Raw genomic sequence first — 16926 nt, 5'->3', positions numbered from 1 at the left:
CCACTACGAACGACACCCAGGTGGGACCACACCCAGGTAGGCAGGAGAGCCGGCGTGAGCTTGAGGATCGTTGTCTGTGTGAAGTACGTGCCCGACGCGACCGGTGACCGGCATTTCGCCGATGACCTGACGCTGGACCGTGAGGATGTCGACGGTCTGTTGTCGGAGCTGGACGAGTACGCGGTCGAGCAGGCGTTGCAGATCGCTGACGAGGCTGATGATGCGGAGATCACCGTGGTGACGGTGGGTCCGGAGGATGCCAAGGACGCGTTGCGCAAGGCGTTGTCGATGGGTGCGGACAAGGCGGTTCACGTCGAGGACGACGATCTGCACGGTTCGGACGTGATGGGGACGTCGCTGGTGCTGGCGAAGGCGGTGGAGAAGACCGGCTATGACGTGGTGATCTGCGGGATGGCTTCCACCGATGGTGTGATGGGTGTGCTGCCGGCTCTGCTGGCGGAGCGGCTGGGTGTTCCGCAGGTGACGCTTCTCTCCGAGGTCGCGGTCGCGGGGGGCGTGGTGACGGGGCGTCGTGACGGTGACACCGCCTCGGAGCAGTTGGAGGCGTCGTTGCCGGCGGTGGTGTCGGTGACCGACCAGTCGGGTGAGGCGCGTTACCCGTCGTTCAAGGGGATCATGGCGGCGAAGAAGAAGCCGGTGGAGTCGCTGGATCTGGAGGATCTGGGGCTGGAGGCGGACGAGGTGGGTCTGGCGGGTGCGTGGACCGCGGTCGACTCGGCGACGGAGCGTCCGGCGCGTACGGCGGGCACGATCGTGAAGGACGAGGGTGAGGGCGGCAAGCAGCTCGCCGAGTTCCTCGCGGGCCAGAAGTTCATCTAGGCCCCCCTCCCTCCCCTCTCCCTCTCTCTCCCTCTCTGTCTCGTTTCTTCTCGTCTGGAGTGCGTTGTCATGGCTGAAGTTCTTGTTCTGGTCGATCATGTGGACGGTGCGGTGCGTAAGCCCACGCTGGAGCTGCTGACGCTGGCGCGTCGTGTCGGTGACCCGGTCGCGGTGGCGCTGGGTACGGGTGCGGAGGCGACCGCGGGTGTGCTGGGTGAGCACGGTGCGGTGAGGGTGCTGACCGCTGATGCCCCGGAGTTCGCGGACTATCTGGTGGTTCCGAAGGTCGATGCGCTGCAGGCCGCCTACGAGGCGGTGTCCCCGGTGGCGGTTTTGGTGGTGTCCTCCGCGGAGGGCAAGGAGATCGCTGCGCGGCTGGCGCTGCGGGTCGGCTCGGGCATCATCACCGACGCCACCGATCTGGAGGCCGGTGAGCAGGGTGTCGTGGCGACGCAGGCGGCGTTCGCCGCTTCGTACACGACGAAGTCGCGGGTCTCCAGGGGTGTTCCGGTGATCACGGTGAAGCCGAACTCCGCCCCGGTCGAGCCGGCTGCGGCCGCGGGTGCTGTGGAGGCTCTGTCGGTGTCGTTCGGTGCGAGCGCGACGGGCACGAAGGTGACCGCGCGTACGGCGCGTGAGTCGACGGGGCGTCCGGAGCTGACGGAGGCGGCGATCGTGGTCTCGGGTGGCCGTGGGGTCAACGGGGCGGAGAACTTCCCCGTGATCGAGGCGCTCGCGGACTCCCTCGGTGCCGCGGTGGGTGCGTCGCGTGCGGCGGTGGACGCGGGCTGGTATCCGCACACCTCGCAGGTCGGGCAGACGGGCAAGTCGGTCTCGCCGCAGCTGTACATCGCTTCGGGTATCTCGGGCGCGATCCAGCACCGGGCGGGTATGCAGACCTCGAAGACGATCGTCGCGATCAACAAGGACGCCGAGGCCCCGATCTTCGAACTCGTCGACTACGGCGTCGTCGGCGACCTCTTCGCCGTCGTTCCCCAGCTCACCGAAGAGATCAACACCCGCAAGGGCTGACCTTCGGCGACCGGAACCGCTCCGGGCCGCACGGTGAACCCACCGTGCGGCCCGTCCGCGTTCTCAGCGTCGTTCTTCCTCGGTCGCACGTGACGGCGGCGGGTCGGCGTCCTCGCGGTCCTGGGCTTCCAGGCCGAACGTGGTGAAGGCCGTGCGCTCGGGCAGCGGGTAGAACTCTTTGCCCGTCAGCGCGTTAACGATGACGGCGGACCGCCAGGCGGCCAGGCCCAGGTCCGGTGCGCCGACGCCGTGCGTGTGCCGTTCGGCGTTCTGCACGAAGACGGAACCGGCGATCTCCGGGGCGAGGACGAGCCGTTGGGTCGCGTCGACCTGCGGACGCCCGGCCCCGTCGCGGACGATGGACGGGTCGAGAGCGGCGAGCAGGGTGTCGACGGGGCGCTCCCGGTAGCCGGTGGCGAGGACGACCGCGTCGGTGACGAGCCGGCCCCGCGTCTCCTGCTGGCCGTGCTCCACGCTCAGTTCGATGCGCCCCTCCGCGGTGGTGGCAGCGCCGGTGACCTCGATGCCGGGCGTCAGTGTGACGTCGGGCCAGCCGCCGCCGAGGCTGCGGCGGTACAGCTCGTCGTGGATGTCTCCGAGCGTGTCCCCGCTGACGCCCTTGTACAGCTGCCACTGCCGGGGCAGGAGCCGGTCCCGGGTGGCCTGCGGAAGCCCGTGGAAGTAGCGGGTGTAGTCGGGCGTGAACTGCTCCAGGCCGATCTTGCTGTACTCCATGGGCGCGAACGCGGGCGTACGGGCCAGCCAGGTCAGCCCCTCCGCCCCCTCGGGCCGGGCCCGCAGCAGGTCCAGCAGGACTTCGGCGCCCGACTGGCCCGAGCCGACGACGGTGATGTGGCGGGCGGCCAGCAGCCGGTCCCGCTGGGCGAGGTAGTCCGCGGAGTGCAGCACGACGGCGGCCGGGTCCTGGATTAACTCCCGCAGTGGCTCCGGGACATACGGTTCCGTGCCGACCCCCAGGGCGAGGTTGCGGGCATGGGTGAGCCCGGTCGACAGAGTCTGCCCGTCCGGGTCCAGCCGGGTGAACTCCACGGCGAACGCGCCCTGTCCGGGGTCCCAGGCCACCGTGTCGACGCGGTGGCCGAAGCGGGTGGCGGGGAGCTCGGTGCTCACCCAGCGCAGATAGCTGTCGAACTCGGAGCGGAGGATGTGGAAGCGCTCGGCGAAGTAGAAGGGGAAGAGCCTGCGGCGGATCTTGATGTAATTGAGGTAGGACCAGGGGCTGGTGGGCTCCACCAGGCTCACCAGGTCGGCCAGGAAAGGCACTTGGAGGGTGGCTCCCTCGATGAGCAGCCCGGGGTGCCAGTGGAAGGCGGCGCGCTGTTCGTGGAAGACGGTGCGCAGGCCCGGTACACCGTCGGCGAGCGCGGCGAGCGAGAGGTTGAAGGGCCCCGCCCCCACTCCCAGCAGATCGAGGGGCGGCGTGCGCGGTCCGGGCGTCATCGGGTTCCTCCGGCGGGTGTCACGGGGGCGGCGGTGGGTCGTCCCGGGCGAGTCGTGCGCATCGTCGACATCATGGCGACAGCCTTTCCGCCCCGGGGGCTTCGGTACCTTCGGCCGCCTGGGCTTCGCTCACGGCACGGTCCGCCGCCGCTGTGACCAGGTCGAGCAGCGGAAGCAGGTCGGCCGTCGCGGCGTTCGGGTGCAGCAGGGTGGCCTTCAGCCACAGGCGGCGCCGGCCGTCGCCGTCCTCCGCCACCGCCCGGCCGAGCACGGCGCGTCCCTCGGCGAGCAGGATCCGGCGGACGGCGGCGACCACGGCGTCGCCCGCATCCTCGGGCAGCGTGTCGGCCACCGCCGGCCGGAACAGCACGGTGCTGATACCGATCCCGCCGGGCCGGCGGCGCAGTGCGGGCCGCGCGTCGACGGCTTCGCCGAACTCATGGGCCGTCCGCACGCAGTGCTCCACCAGTTCGCCGAGTCCCCGGCGGCCGAGCGCCCGGAAGGTGACCGCCATCTTCACGGCGTCGGGGCGTCGGGTGGTGCGGATCGAACGGCCCAGCAGGTCCGGGAGTCCGGCTTCGGTGTCGTCGTCGGCGTTGAGGTAGTCGGCGCGCAGGGACAACGGCGTGAGCATTCCGGCGTCGGCGACGGCCAGCACCCCGGCGGCGACCGGCTGCCAGCCGAGCTTGTGCAGGTCGAACGTTACGGAGTCGGCGCACTCCAGGCCCGTGAGCAGCGGGGCCAGCCGCTCGCTGAACAGCAGCGGACCCCCGTACGCGGCGTCGACATGGAGCCGGGCCGTGTGCCGCTCGGCGATCCGGGCGATCTCCGGGAGCGGGTCGATGCGGCCCTCGTCGGTGGTCCCCGCGGTGGCGACGACCAGCAGCGGCGCTCCGGCAAGGCCGGTCAGGGCGCGGTCGAGGGCGTCCGGGTCGATCACGCCGTCGTGGCAGGCCACGACCGTGGGGGCGGGGAGTCCGAGCATCCAGGCGGCGCGGTGGACGCTGTGGTGGGCGTTGGCGCCGGTCACCACCCGCAGTGGACCGGGCGTCGCCCGTTCCCTGGCGAGGAGGAGGGCGACGAGGTTGGACTCGGTGCCGCCGCTGGTGATGAGCGCGTCGGGGGCGGGGGCCGCCGGGTGGACGAGCCGGGCGAGGGCGGCCGTGGTCAGCTCCTCGATCACCCCGGCAGCGGGCGCCTGGTCCCAGGAGTCCATGGAGGGGTTGAGGGCCGCCCCCGCCAGCTCTGCCGCGACGGCCACGGCGAGCGGCGGGCAGTGCAGATGGGCGACGCAGGCGGGGTCGGCCGGATCGGCGGCCCCTTCCGCGACCGCGCGGACCACGTCCGCGAGCGCCGCCTCGGGGCCGACGCCCTCCTCCGGCAGCACCGGGGAGCAGAGGGCGCGGGTGCTCAGGGCCACGGCCCCGGGGCCTCCGGCGGGCAGCGGGCCGCCCCGGGCCCGGGGTGCGTCCTCCAGCGCGTCCAGGACGATCGTGGTGAGGTCCCGCAGCCGCCCGGGCCCGTCCGCGCCGCCCGCGAGGAGGCTTGCCCGTACGCCCTGTGCGCCGGGCGCCGGCGGCGTACCGGCGCTCACACCCCACGGCTCCAGGGGCGGTTCACCGGACGGTGAGAGGTGAGCAGGTGGCATGGCGAAGCCCTTCGGTCACAGTGCGCGGCGGGTCGGGCGGGAGCGGTGTCCGCACGCAGAGCCGTACCGGGGGCGGGAAGAAGATCCACCACCGGATATCCGCTGGTTAGGCTAACCTAACTTCGAGGGCGCGCATGACGGCGACCCGCCGGGCCCTGGAGGCTGCTTCGCTTGCCAGGAGCCCAAGTTGCCGGGTCCTGCCTACGCAGCCCGGCGCAACGCGTCGGTGGTTCCCAACAGTTCGGGCGGCAGATAGCGGGAGCGGACGCCGAGCTCCCATCCGTGCGCCTGCACCGCGAGCGCGGCCAGGGCGAGGGCGTCGAGCGGCAGCAGGGTGCGGGGCGCGGAATCGGGCCCCTGGCTCTCCCGATAGCTGTCGAGCCGGTCCGCCAACGCCGCTTCGAACGCGTGCTGTTCGTCGTCGAGGAGGATGCGCAGCAGTCGCTGATCGGGCGTCGGCGCGCCCGCGGCGTCCAGTGCGGCGGCCGCCCGTTGCCGCTCGTCGGCGTCCGGCCGGCGCAGCGGCACGGTGGGCCAGTGCCGGGGCAGATGGCCCTCCGCCTCGCGCAGGTAGAGGCAGAGCGCGTCCATGGCCGCGAGGTCCGCCGGGTCCGATGCGGAGGTGAGCGGGGAGTACGGAACGCCCTCGTGGATCGCGGGCGCGTAGTCGTTCCGCAGCAGAAGTCCGATCACCCGCTGCCAGTCCAGTACGAGGCCGCTGACCAGGCAGACGGCGAAGGCGTCGAGCCAGGTCCGGGCGGAGGGGGCCGCTGCTCCCGGGTGGCCGATGGCAGCGCCGAAGGACATGTCCTCGGTGCTGAGCTGCTCGCCGATCAGCGGGAAGGGGATCTCCTGGTCGCCGTCGGGGAAGCAGCCGACGCTCAACTCCCCCAGGCGGCATTCGGCCGCCGTGCGCAGCGCGGCGCGTGCGACCTCGTCGAGCACGGCTCCGCGCCCGGTGCGGGCGGCGACGTGGTCGAGCAGTTCGGCGGCGGCTTCGGCCATGCGCCGCGGGGCCGGATCGTCGTAGCGCATCCCGTGCCACCGCCCCGCGGCTCGTCCGACGATGTCCTCCGACGCTTCGTCCAGCCGCCGGGCGTCCACCTCATGACACGTCACTTCCCGCACCTACCCCGCCCTTTCGTGATCTTCGATCCGGAAGCGGCACGCTATCAGCGGTCTCGGACATCACCCGGGCCCCACGGGTACGGCCCGGTGCGGAAGCGGCGGTGGCCGCTCCCGCACCGGGCCGCGATCACGCCGCTTCGGTGGGCAGCTCCGCGCGGATCTCCCGCGCGGCGGCGACCAGGTTCTCCAGGGAGGCCCGGGTCTCGGGCCAGCCCCGGGTCTTCAGGCCGCAGTCGGGGTTCACCCACAGGCGCCCGGCCGGAATGGCCTCAAGTCCCTTGCGCAGCAGGGCCGCTGCCTCTTCGGCGCTGGGGATGCGCGGGGAGTGGATGTCGTAGACGCCGGGTCCGGCCTCACGGGGGTAGCCGTGGGCGGCGAGTTCGCGGGCGACCTGCATGTGGGAGCGGGCCGCCTCCAGGCTGATGACGTCGGCGTCGAGGTCGTCGATGGCCTGGACGATGTCGCCGAACTCCGCGTAGCACATGTGGGTGTGGATCTGGGTGTCCGGACGCACCCCGGCGGTGGCGAGCCGGAAGGACTCGGTCGCCCAGCGAAGGTACGCGGCGTGCTCGGCGGTCCGCAGCGGAAGCGTCTCGCGCAGGGCGGGCTCGTCGACCTGGATGACCGAAGTACCGTTCGCCTCCAGGTCGTTGACCTCGTCGCGCAGGGCGAGGGCCACCTGGCGGGCGGTGTCGCCGAGCGGCTGGTCGTCCCGGACGAAGGACCAGGCGAGCATGGTGACCGGGCCGGTGAGCATGCCCTTGACGGGGCGCTCGGTCAGCGACTGCGCGTACGTGGTCCAGCGCACGGTCATCGGCTCGGGGCGCGAGATGTCGCCCGCGAGGACCGGCGGGCGGACGTAGCGGGTGCCGTAGGACTGCACCCAGCCGTGCTGGGTGGCGAGGTAGCCGGTGAGTTGCTCGGCGAAGTACTGGACCATGTCGTTGCGTTCGGGCTCGCCGTGCACCAGGACGTCGAGTCCGGCCTTCTCCTGGAAGGAGAGGACCTCGCGGATCTCGTCCTTGATCCGGTCCTCGTAACCGGCCTCGTCGATCCGGCCGGCCCGCAGGTCGGCCCGCGCGGTGCGCAGTTCGGTGGTCTGCGGGAACGACCCGATGGTGGTGGTCGGCAAGAGCGGCAGCCCGAGGTGGGCGCGCTGGGCGACGGTGCGTTCGGCGTACGGCTGCGAGCGGCGGCCGTCGGCGTCGGTGATGGCCGCCGTACGGGCGCGGACGGCCGGGTCGCGGGTGATGGCGGCGTCGGCGCGGGAGGCCAGGTCGGCCCGGTTGGCGGCGAGTTCGGCGGCGATGGCCTCGGTGCCGTCGGACAGGCCGCGGGCCAGGACGACGATCTCCTGGGTCTTCTGCCGGGCGAAGGCGAGCCAGCGGGCGATCTGCGGGTCGATGTCGCTCTCGGCCTTCGCGTCCAGCGGGACGTGGAGGAGGGAGCTGGAGGCGGAGACGTCGACGTGGTCCGCCAGGCCGAGGAGCGTGCCGAGGGTGGCGAGCGACTTCTCGTAGTCGTTGATCCAGATGTTGCGGCCGTTGACGACACCGGCGACCAGGCGCTTGCCGGGCAGTCCGCCGGCCGCCGCGAGGTCGTCGAGGTTTCCGGCGCCGGACTCGGTGAAGTCGAGCGCGAGACCGTCGACGGGCGCCTTGGCCAGGACCGGCAGCGCCTCGCCGAGCCGCCCGAAGTACGAGGCGACCAGCAGCTTCGGCCGGTCGGCGAGCCCGCCGAGCTCGCGGTAGGCGCGGGCGGCGGCGTTCAGCTCGGCCGGGGTCCGGTCCTGGACGAGCGCGGGCTCGTCCAGCTGCACCCATTCCGCACCGGCCGCACGCAGGTCGGCGAGGACTTCGGCGTACACGGGGAGCAGCCGGTCCAGCAGGGTCAGCGGCTCGAAGTCGGCGGCCACACCGGGGGCCGCCTTGGCGAGCAGGAGGTAGGTGACGGGGCCGACGAGCACCGGGCGGGGGGTCAGGCCGAGAGCCAGGGCCTCCTTGAACTCCGCGACCTGCTTGGCGGAGTCGGCGGTGAACTCCGTGTCCGGGCCCAACTCGGGCACCAGGTAGTGATAGTTGGTGTCGAACCACTTCGTCATCTCCAGCGGCGCGACGTCCTGCGTGCCGCGGGCCATGGCGAAGTAGCCGTCGAGGGCGTCGGCGCGGACCGCTGCGCGGTGCCGCTCGGGGACAGCGCCGACCATGACGCTGGTGTCCAGGACATGGTCGTAGTACGAGAAATCACCGGTCGGCACGTCGTGGACGCCGGCCTCGGCGAGCTGCTGCCAGGTTCCCCGGCGCAGTTCGGCGGCGGTCTGCCGGAGGGTGTCCGCGGTGACGCGGCCCTTCCAGTAGCCCTCGATGGCCTTCTTCAGTTCACGGTTCCGACCCTGGCGGGGGTAGCCGTACACGGTGGCCCGTGCTGCCGCGGCTGCGGGCTTCGCTGTCACGTGACTCTCCTTCGCGAGCGCGTCTGCTGTGCAGATCCCGGGACGGGACGCGGACGCGAAGGGATGACGCATCGGGCGGACACCGGACACCTGGAGCCGTGCCCGTCCCACCTGATGGTTACGCCGACCCGCCCACGAGGTCACCGGGATCTCCGCACGCGAACGGTCGCGTGCGGGCAGCGGGCAGGTCTTCGGACTCGCGGGCACGTCTGCCGGAGGCAGACACCTAATGGCCGTCGCTTCCCAGACCCGGCCGGGCCCAGTGCGTATGACGGCGGTCGTTCCCACTCACCGCTGCGGGGCAGTCCCGGATTCCCACCGGGTTCCCTCTTACGACGCCCTGTCTGGCGGACAGAGCGAACCAGCTGCACCGGTCACCCTAAGGGGGCGACCGGCGGGCGCACACCGTTGTTCACACTTCGGACGGTGATGTGAGACACGGGGCGGCGCTTTCCGGCCGCCCGCGGCCCGCGTCGCGCGGGGGCGGTCCGGTGCGCCGGCGCGTGCCCGGCAGCAGCGCCGCGGGGATGAGCGCGAGCGCGGCCGTCGCGGCGAGCACCATCAGCGCTGGTCCGCAGGGCGACCGGCAGCCCGAGCCGGTCCGGTGGGTAGACCTGGCGCAGCAGGGCCAGCGTCGCCGGCTGCAACAGGGCTCCGAACACGCCTTGTACGGCGCGCAGCGCGATGACCCAGCCGACCGAGGGCACCACGGCGATGCCCAGGGACGCGGCCCCGAAGCCGAGCGATCCGGTCAGGAGCAGGCGGGTGTGGCCGTACCGGTCCCCCAGCCGTCCGGCGAGGACGAGAAGACTCGCCACCGCGAGGAGGTAGGCCGTACTCGTCCACTGCACCTGGGCGAGAGAGGCGGAGAGATCGCGTTGAAGGCTGGGCTGGGCCACGAAGAGGACGGAGCCGTCGAGCGCGACGATCATCGCCCCGGCGACACTGCCCGCGAGGGCGAGGCGGGGGCGGTCGCTGAGCCGGTCGACGGGGGTACGGGCGGGGGCGCGGGTACGGTCACGGTCGCGCCGGTCCGAGGTGGGCGTCGACCGTCCGGGCGATCAGCGGCGCGAGGCTCTCGCGGTCGCGCGCGTCGCCGGGCGAGGGGGCTGCCAGGGTGAGGGAGAGGCTTCCCCAGCTCCAGAGTTGGGCGATGCCGTGGACGTTCGCCCAGAGGGCTGCGGCCACGACGTCCGGGGCGGGCCCGGGCCCGGCGGGCGACGGCCGGGCGGAGTCCTGCAGGTGCCGGGCGACCAGGGCGACGAGCGAGCCGAACAGCGGAAGGGTCTTCTCCCGCAGCCTGGGCCGCCCGTCGGCCTCGTCGCCGCCGTCCAGCAGGTCGTGGCGGAACATCAGCTCGAACATCGGGCGCTGCTCGACGGCGAATCCGACGTAGCCCTCGACCAGGAGGCACAGCTGGGCGCGCGGGTCGCCGTCCGGCCTCAGCGCGGTGTCTAGCCGGTCCTTCAAGGCGTCGAAACCGCGCCCCGCGATGGCGGAGAGCAGCGAGCGGTGGGTCGGGAAGTAGCGGCGCGGCGCGCCGTGCGAGACACCGGCACGGCGGGCGATCTCCCGCAGCCCCAGCGCCGCGATCCCCTCGGTCGCCACCATCTCGACGCCGATGTCCACCAGTCGTTCCCGCAGCGGGGTCCCGTCTTCCATGGGAAACTTCTAGCACCATCGAGTAGACAGTGTCTACTCGATGGGCGAGGGGCGCCACGGACGTTCCGCGCCCGTTCCGCCGTTCGTCATCCGCTTCCTGACCGCCGGTCAGGTCGATGACCTCGACTGTGCCGAGGCAGTGACCCAGATGTAACCGAATGGCGTAGAGAACGCGGAACCACGGAGCGTCACAAGCCGTTCTTCTTCCCACTACACGGCCGCCGGACCCCGGCGACGTACGACCGGAGGAAAGGAAAACGCCCTATGAAGAAGACCGTCGGATGGGCCCAGGACGGCGACGACTGGACGATCACCGTGAACGGCACGCTGTATCGCGCGATCGAACGGCCGACGGACGGCCGGGTGCACAACTATCTGGTGCGGGGCGACGATCTGACCGCCGAGTGCCCGAGCCTGGGGCACGGGCTCGGCGTGATCCGGGCGCACGAGACCCGGCGCTGACACCCCGCCGGTCCGACGACGAGGTGCGGAGGCCGCTGCCGCCCGCGCCTCGACGTGGACCCGCCGCCCGACCGTGGCCTCAGGCGTCCGTGACGTCCGGCGCCGGGCGCAGCAGATAGGTGTCCATGATCCAGCCGTGCCGCTCGCGGGCCTCCGCGCGCAGCCGGCTGATCCGTCCGGCCACCTCGTCGAGCGGGCCGGAGACCAGGATCTCGTCCGGGGTGCCGATGTACGCGCCCCAGTGGATCCACAGCCCCCTGCCCGTCAGATGGGCGAAGGTCTCATGGCCGTCCAGCATCACGACGATGTCGACGTCGTCCCCGGGAAAGCCCTGGGCCAGCCGCCGGCCGGGGGTGATGTGGATGGGGCGGCCGACCCCGTTCAGGGTGACGCGGTGCCGGGCGGCGAGGGCGGAGACGCTGCTGATGCCGGGGATCACCTCATGGCCGAATTCCACCGCTCCACGGCCCCGGATATCGTCGAGGATCGCGAGGGTGCTGTCGTACAGCGACGGGTCGCCCCACACCAGGAAGGCTCCGCACTGCCCCGGCGCGAGCTCCTCGGTGATCAGGCGTTCGCAGATGTCGGCGCGGCGCCGGCGCCAGTCGTGCACCGCCGAGGCGTAGCGCCCGCCGTCCTGCTGGGTGCGGTCCCGCCACGGGTCCTCGGCCTCCACGACGCGGTAGGGGCCGGTGAGGTGTTCGTCCAGGATGTCCCGCCGCAGCCGGGTCAGGGAATCCTTCTCCTTGCCCTTGCCGAGGACGAAGAAGACGTCGGCCCGGCGCATGGCCTTGACCGCGGCGAGCGTCAGGTGGTCGGGGTCTCCGGCGCCCATGCCGATGACGAGGACGTGGCGCGGTGCGTGGCTCATGTCGGCCGATGATGCCAGGGGCGAGCCGGGGTGGGCTTACCAGGACGTCCAGCCATGTCTTCGGGGCAACGGGGTGACCGGTGCGCAGCCGGACGCCCTCACGGCCCGTGGCGTCAGGGAAGCCGGTGCGAATCCGGCGCGGTCCCGCCACTGTGACCGCCCGGGTACCGCTGGCCGGCCGCTCGGCGTCGTCGCGGGCATCACCCCGTTCAACTTCCCCGCGATGATTCCGCTGTGGAAGGCGGCCCCCGCTCCGGCCTGCGGGAACGCCTTCATCCCGAAGCCCTCCGAGCGGGACCCGTCGGTGCCGTTGCGGCTGGCCGAACTGTTCCTGGAGGCGGGGCTGCCGCCCGGGGCGCTGAACGTCGTCAACGGCGGCAAGGAGACGGTCGACACCCTCTTGGAGGACCAGCGCGTCAAGGCGCTCGGCGTCGTCGGCTCGACCCCGATCGCCGCGCACATCTACGCCACCGCCGCCGCCCACGGCAAGCGCGCGCAGTGCTCCGGCGGGGCGAAGAACCACATGATCGTGCTGCCGGACGCCGACCTGGCCCAGGCGGTCGCCGCACTGACCGCCCGCGCTCCGAGCGCCGGTTCCTGGGCCGCGACGCCGGTGGCCTGGGCCGCCGCCCGCACGGCCGGCAGCACCCCCACCCCTACGTCATCGACCGGCATCACCACCGCCGGCCCGCGAGGACGGGCGCGGTGCGGCGGGGATGATCCGCCCCCTGACGCGCGTTACCTCCAGGTGTGTCCGGCTCATCGTCGACCGGGCCACGGAACTGGAGCTGGAGGCGGCGCTGTGCACGGTGAGTACAAGGTTCCCGGCGGCAAGCTGGTCGTGGTGGACCTGGAGGTGGCGGGCGGTGCGTTGCGGAACGTCCGGGTCGCCGGGGACTTCTTCCTCGAACCGGACGAGGCGATCCTCGCGATCGACGCGGCGCTGGAGGGCGCCCCGGCCCACACCGACACGGCCGGGCTCGCGGCCCGGATCGAGGCGGCGCTGCCCGACTCCACGGTGATGCTGGGGCTGAGCGCGGAAGGCGTCGCCGTCGCCGTACGCCGGGCGCTCGCGCAGGCCACGGAGTGGAGCGACTACGACTGGCAGCTGATCCACGAGGCCCCGCAGTCGCCCGCGCTGCACATGGCGCTGGACGAGGTGATCACCGCCGAGGTCGCGGCGGGGCTGCGGCCGCCGACGCTGCGGGTCTGGGAGTGGGACGCCCCCGCCGTGATCATCGGCAGCTTCCAGTCGCTGCGCAACGAGGTCGACCCGGCGGGCGTCGAACGGCACGGCGTGAACGTCGTCCGCCGGATCTCCGGCGGCGGCGCGATGTTCGCCGAGCCGAGCTCCACCATCACCTACTCGCTGGCCGTTCCGCAGTCGCTGGTGTCGGGCCTCTCCTTCGCCGACAGTTACGCCTATCTCGACGACTGGGTCCTGGAGGCCCTCGCCGACATGGGCATCAAGGCCTGGTACCAGCCGCTCAACGACATCGCCACCGAGGTCGGCAAGATCGCCGGGGCCGCGCAGAAGCGGATGGTCGGGCCGGACGGCGGGCCGGGAGCGGTGCTGCACCACGTGACGATGGCGTACGACATCGACGCCGACAAGATGCTGGAGGTCCTGCGGATCGGCAAGGAGAAGATGTCCGACAAGGGCACCCGGTCCGCGAAGAAGCGCGTCGACCCGCTGCGCCGGCAGACGGGGCTGCCCCGGCAGATCGTCATCGAGCGGATGATCGACTCCTTCCGCAAGCGCCACGGCCTCACCCCGGGAAGCGTGACGGACGCCGAGCTGGCCCGCGCGCAGGAGCTCGTACGCACCAAGTTCGGTACGCCGGAGTGGACGGCCCGGGTGCCGTAGGCGGACCCCGCCCGGGTGCCGGGAGTCTCCGACGGCAGCACGATGGAGAGGACCGTACGCGGGGGGCCCACGGCGGGAGGCCCCGGTGGCACGCAGCGGATCGACCGACGTACTCGTCGCGGGAGCCGGCCCGGTCGGGCTGACGCTCGCCGCCGAGCTGCGGCGCGCGGGCGTCCGCTGCCGGATCGTGGACCGCCTCCCGGCCCGGCTGCCGTACGCCAAGGCGGTCGGTGTCCAGCCACGCACGCTGGAGCTCTTCGACCGGATGGGCGTGGTGCGGGACGTGCTGGACGCGGCGGTGCCGATGCGCGGTCAGCTGACGTACGTGAACGGGGCCGCGCAGGACCGGATCGAGCTCGTGCTGCCGCCGGAGGTGCCGTACGGCTTCGCGGCGCTGCCGCAGTACGCCACCGAAGGCGTCCTGGAGGAGTTCCTGGGGCGGTTCGGCACGGCGATCGAGCGGTCCACCGAGCTGGTGGGGTTCGACCAGGACGCCGCCGGGGTGACCTGTCGGCTGACCACGGCGTCCGGGGGCGAGGAGGAGGTGCGGTCCCGGTTCCTGGTGGGGTGCGACGGGGCGCACAGCCTGGTCCGCAAGGGGCTCGGGCTGTCCTTCGGGGGCGGCGCGTTCCCGGAGGAGTACATGCTCGCCGATGTGGAGGTGGGCTGGGGGCTGCCGCCCGGGTACGCGGTGCGGTCGATGCACCGGGGCGAGGACGGCGCGACCGACGACCTGCTGGTCTGCGTCCCGCTGCCGGGCGACGGCCGCTACCGGATGTCGATGCCGGCGCCGCCCGAGCTGTCCGCCGCACGGCGGGCCTCCGGCGCCGGGGCCGGTGACGGGGTGGTCCACGGGCTCGAAGGCGGCACGGCTCCCGCGCTCGCCGACATCCAGAAGGTGCTGGACCGGCTGGCCCCGGAGCCGGTCACGGCGTCCGCGCTGCGCTGGTCGTCGGTGTTCCGGATCAGTCACCGGCTGGTGGACCGCTACGGCGAGGGCCGGGTGTTCGTCGCCGGGGACGCGGCGCACATCCATCCGCCGACCGGAGCCCAGGGCATGAACACCGGGATCCAGGACGCGTGCAATCTGGCGTGGAAGCTGGCCCTGGCGGTGGGCGGGGCGGCGGGCCCGCGGGTCCTCGCCGGTTACGACGCCGAACGCCGCCCGGTCGGCGAGGAGGTCGTCGGGCGGACCGTCCGGCACGCCGCCGAGGGGGTCCAGGCCGATCCGACGGACCGGGAGACGCTGCTGCTGCGCGAGGCCCAGCTGCTCATCGGCTACCGGGACAGCCCGCTGGTGACGCCGCCGCCCCGGGCCGACGGGAGCGGACCGCAGCCCGGCGACCGGGTTCCGGACTGCGGAGGGCTCACCGGGGACATCGCCGCCTATCCCCTGCGGCTGTTCGACGTGCTGCGCGGGAGCGGGCACGTCCTGCTGGTGTACGGGTCGCACCCGGCGGGCGACTCCGTGTCCGATCTCGCCTCGGCGGCACGGGAGTGGTCCCACGGACTGATGGAGACCCGCTGGATCCTGCCGGCCGACGCGACCGCCCCGCCGTCGCCCGTTCCCTGTCACCGGGACGGACTCGGCGCGTTCGCGCGGCGGTACGGGGCCGGGGAGGGGACGGCGTTCGTGGTGCGGCCGGACGGGTATCTGGGCGCCCGGCTCCGTCCTCCGACGGTACGGGAGCTGGCGTCGGCGCTCGGGAGGGTCTTCGGCGATGGCTCGACGCAGGGGCCGACCGGTCCTGGCAGGTGACCGGCCGGGTCAGTCGACGGTCACCACGACCGAGTGCCAGCCGCTGGCGCCGTCGGGCACGGTCTTGGTGCGCCGCTCGGTCTGAACCTCGCCGGTGCGGTCGGTGGCGCGGACGGTCAGGGTGTGGCCGCCGGGGGTCGCCTGCCAGGGGTAGGACCACTGGCGCCAGGTGTCGACGGTGTCCTGTTCGGCGAGGAGCGCGGGCCGCCAGGGGCCCTCGTCCACGCGGATCTCGACCTTCTCGATGCCTCGGTGCTGGGCCCAGGCCACTCCGGCGACCATGACCGTGCCGGCCTCGGGGCGTCCGAAGGGCTTGGGGGTGTCGATCCGGGACTGGGTCTTGATCGGGGCCTTGCGGGCCCACTCGCGCTTCACCCAGTACGGGTCGTAGGCGTCGAACGTGGTGAGTTCGATGTCCTCGATCCACTTGCAGGCGGAGACGTATCCGTACAGGCCGGGGACGAGCATGCGCACGGGGAAGCCGTGGACGAAGGGCAGCGGTTCGCCGTTCATCCCGACCGCGAGCATCGCGTCCCGGCCGTCCATCACGTCCTCGACGGGGGTGCCGAGCGTCATCCCGTCGACGGACCGGGCGACGATCTGGTCGGCCGGGCCGCCCCGGGACGGCGGCTTCACCCCGGCCTCCTTGAGCAGGTCGGCGAGCCGGACCCCGATCCACCGGGCGTGACCGACGTAGGGGCCGCCGACCTCGTTGGAGACGCAGGTGAGGGTGATCTCCCGTTCGATCAACGGGCGGTTCAGCAGGTCCTGGTAGGTGAGTTCCAGGTCCTGTCGGACGCCCTTGCCGTGGATGCGGAGCCGCCAGGAGTTCGCGTCGACCTTCGGGACCACCAGGGCGGTGTCCACCCGGTAGAACGTGTCGTTCGGGGTGGTGAACGGGCTGATGCCGGGGATCCGCAGCCGTGCTCCTGCCGGGGTCGGCTTCGCGGGCGAGGCGGGGGCGGGCAGTTTCACGGAGGCACGGGAGGCGACGGCGTCACGGCTGCTGCGGCCGTTCAGCGTCCGGCCGATCGCGCCCGCGGCCGTGGACGCGGCGGCCGCGGCGGTGGCGGCGACCAGGAACCCGCGCCGGTCCCAACCGGCCTCGGACGCCTGCTCGTTGCCCTGCTCATTGCCTTGCTCGTTGCCCTGCCCGTTGCCCTGCTCGCGCTGCTCGTCCCGGCCGGCGGTCCGGTGCGGGACGGTGAGGCGGCCGATGAGGACGTACAGCAGGACGGCCCCGACGACCGCGCCCAGCAGGGACGGCAGCCCGTCCACGAGGCCCGTGGAGTCCGGCCTGCTGACGGCGGCCGCCGTGCCGACCACGCCGAAGAGCAGGACGGCGGCGGCGCCGGTCCGCCGGTGCCGCAGCGCCAACAGGCCGACGGCCAGGGCGAGAAGGGCGAGTGTGGCGACGATGCCGAGTTGCAGGACGAGCTTGTCGTCCTCGCCGAAGGTCCGGATCGCCCAGTCCTTCACTCCGGCGGGCGTCCGGTCGATGGCCGCTCCGCCGACCGCTGTGACGGGACTCGCCTCGGGCCTGACGGCCGCCGATACGAGCTCGGCGAAGGCCAGCGAGGCGAACCCCGCGAGCAGTCCGCTCAGGGCGGCGAGCGTGCCGCGGGTCAGTGCTGTCCGGGAGATCCTCACGGTCGTCATTCGGAGCCGTGGGAGCGGCGGATTGGTTCGTCCCCCGTACGGCCCCCCGGAACGCGGACCGCCCCGGCGGGCACAGGGCCTGCCG

At 72.7% G+C, this 16926-nt stretch carries 12 protein-coding genes, 2 pseudogenes and 2 riboswitches; of the genes and pseudogenes, 6 read left to right on the top strand and 8 right to left on the bottom strand.

Annotated features, from left to right (window positions below):
• Positions 1-54: 54 nt before the first annotated feature.
• Positions 55-840 (top strand): electron transfer flavoprotein subunit beta/FixA family protein, encoded by a 786-nt coding sequence (locus tag KV381_RS31050; RefSeq protein ID WP_218786832.1) that lies wholly within the window; start codon positions 55-57, stop codon positions 838-840.
• A 69-nt stretch (positions 841-909) separates the two neighbouring features.
• Positions 910-1872, top strand: a complete 963-nt coding sequence (locus KV381_RS31045; protein ID WP_218786831.1) for an electron transfer flavoprotein subunit alpha/FixB family protein — start codon at positions 910-912, stop codon at positions 1870-1872.
• A 63-nt stretch (positions 1873-1935) separates the two neighbouring features.
• On the opposite strand, the gene KV381_RS31040 is transcribed toward KV381_RS31045, so the two are convergent.
• The 6 genes and pseudogenes from KV381_RS31040 to KV381_RS31015 all read right to left on the bottom strand — a co-directional run bounded on the left by KV381_RS31040 (position 1936) and on the right by KV381_RS31015 (position 10223).
• Positions 1936-3333 carry a lysine N(6)-hydroxylase/L-ornithine N(5)-oxygenase family protein gene (locus KV381_RS31040; protein ID WP_218786830.1) on the bottom strand — a complete coding sequence of 466 codons (1398 nt, stop codon included), beginning with the start codon at positions 3331-3333 and terminating at the stop codon, positions 1936-1938.
• A gap of 70 nt (positions 3334-3403) precedes the next feature.
• Entirely contained in the window at positions 3404-4981 is a 1578-nt protein-coding gene (locus KV381_RS31035) for an aminotransferase class V-fold PLP-dependent enzyme (protein WP_218786829.1), read from the bottom strand.
• 201 nt (positions 4982-5182) lie between these two features.
• Positions 5183-6109 (bottom strand): Imm49 family immunity protein, encoded by a 927-nt coding sequence (locus tag KV381_RS31030; RefSeq protein ID WP_218786828.1) that lies wholly within the window; start codon positions 6107-6109, stop codon positions 5183-5185.
• Between the two features lie 127 nt (positions 6110-6236).
• The gene (gene metE / locus KV381_RS31025; RefSeq protein ID WP_218786827.1) at positions 6237-8561 is read right to left on the bottom strand and encodes a 5-methyltetrahydropteroyltriglutamate--homocysteine S-methyltransferase; all 2325 of its coding nucleotides are present in this window, start codon (positions 8559-8561) and stop codon (positions 6237-6239) included.
• A gap of 164 nt (positions 8562-8725) precedes the next feature.
• Positions 8726-8942, bottom strand: a riboswitch (cobalamin riboswitch).
• Between the two features lie 176 nt (positions 8943-9118).
• Positions 9119-9493: pseudogene (locus tag KV381_RS31020) on the bottom strand (MFS transporter); the annotation flags it as partial.
• 85 nt (positions 9494-9578) lie between these two features.
• Positions 9579-10223: a TetR/AcrR family transcriptional regulator gene (locus tag KV381_RS31015; protein ID WP_030084230.1), complete on the bottom strand. Its 645-nt coding sequence runs from the start codon at positions 10221-10223 to the stop codon at positions 9579-9581.
• A 264-nt stretch (positions 10224-10487) separates the two neighbouring features.
• Between KV381_RS31015 and KV381_RS31010 the strand changes: the two genes are divergently transcribed.
• A complete protein-coding gene (locus KV381_RS31010) occupies positions 10488-10685 on the top strand; it encodes a hypothetical protein (RefSeq protein WP_030084228.1) in 198 nt (65 codons plus the stop codon).
• A 79-nt stretch (positions 10686-10764) separates the two neighbouring features.
• Here KV381_RS31010 and cobF read toward each other — a convergent pair whose 3' ends face one another.
• Complete coding sequence (gene cobF / locus KV381_RS31005) at positions 10765-11556, bottom strand: precorrin-6A synthase (deacetylating) (RefSeq protein WP_218786826.1); 792 nt, start codon at positions 11554-11556, stop codon at positions 10765-10767.
• Between the two features lie 116 nt (positions 11557-11672).
• Positions 11673-11725: riboswitch (cobalamin riboswitch) on the top strand.
• 9 nt (positions 11726-11734) lie between these two features.
• Between cobF and KV381_RS31000 the strand changes: the two are divergent.
• The 3 genes and pseudogenes from KV381_RS31000 to KV381_RS30990 form a co-directional block, all read left to right on the top strand.
• A pseudogene (locus tag KV381_RS31000) lies at positions 11735-12127 on the top strand (aldehyde dehydrogenase family protein); the annotation flags it as partial.
• A gap of 231 nt (positions 12128-12358) precedes the next feature.
• Positions 12359-13423 (top strand): biotin/lipoate A/B protein ligase family protein, encoded by a 1065-nt coding sequence (locus KV381_RS30995; RefSeq protein ID WP_193463025.1) that lies wholly within the window; start codon positions 12359-12361, stop codon positions 13421-13423.
• A gap of 85 nt (positions 13424-13508) precedes the next feature.
• The gene (locus tag KV381_RS30990; protein ID WP_218786825.1) at positions 13509-15182 is read left to right on the top strand and encodes an FAD-dependent monooxygenase; all 1674 of its coding nucleotides are present in this window, start codon (positions 13509-13511) and stop codon (positions 15180-15182) included.
• Between the two features lie 9 nt (positions 15183-15191).
• Here KV381_RS30990 and KV381_RS30985 read toward each other — a convergent pair whose 3' ends face one another.
• Positions 15192-16841: a molybdopterin-dependent oxidoreductase gene (locus tag KV381_RS30985; RefSeq protein ID WP_218786824.1), complete on the bottom strand. Its 1650-nt coding sequence runs from the start codon at positions 16839-16841 to the stop codon at positions 15192-15194.
• Positions 16842-16926 lie beyond the last annotated feature (85 nt).

This window comes from Streptomyces sp. WY228, from assembly GCF_019287315.1.
Classification (GTDB): domain Bacteria; phylum Actinomycetota; class Actinomycetes; order Streptomycetales; family Streptomycetaceae; genus Streptomyces; species Streptomyces caviscabies.
The sequence above is the reverse complement of the archived record's forward strand: the minus strand, read 5'-3'. Positions and strand labels throughout refer to the sequence as shown.

Coding starts and splice junctions, on each gene's coding strand:
- KV381_RS31045 (WP_218786831.1), top strand. CDS start 910: ATGGCTGAAGTTCTTGTTCTGGTCGATCATGTGGACGGTGCGGTGCGT.
- KV381_RS31040 (WP_218786830.1), bottom strand. CDS start 3,333: ATGACGCCCGGACCGCGCACGCCGCCCCTCGATCTGCTGGGAGTGGGG.
- KV381_RS31035 (WP_218786829.1), bottom strand. CDS start 4,981: ATGCCACCTGCTCACCTCTCACCGTCCGGTGAACCGCCCCTGGAGCCG.
- KV381_RS31015 (WP_030084230.1), bottom strand. CDS start 10,223: ATGGAAGACGGGACCCCGCTGCGGGAACGACTGGTGGACATCGGCGTC.
- KV381_RS31010 (WP_030084228.1), top strand. CDS start 10,488: ATGAAGAAGACCGTCGGATGGGCCCAGGACGGCGACGACTGGACGATC.
- cobF (WP_218786826.1), bottom strand. CDS start 11,556: ATGAGCCACGCACCGCGCCACGTCCTCGTCATCGGCATGGGCGCCGGA.
- KV381_RS30985 (WP_218786824.1), bottom strand. CDS start 16,841: ATGACGACCGTGAGGATCTCCCGGACAGCACTGACCCGCGGCACGCTC.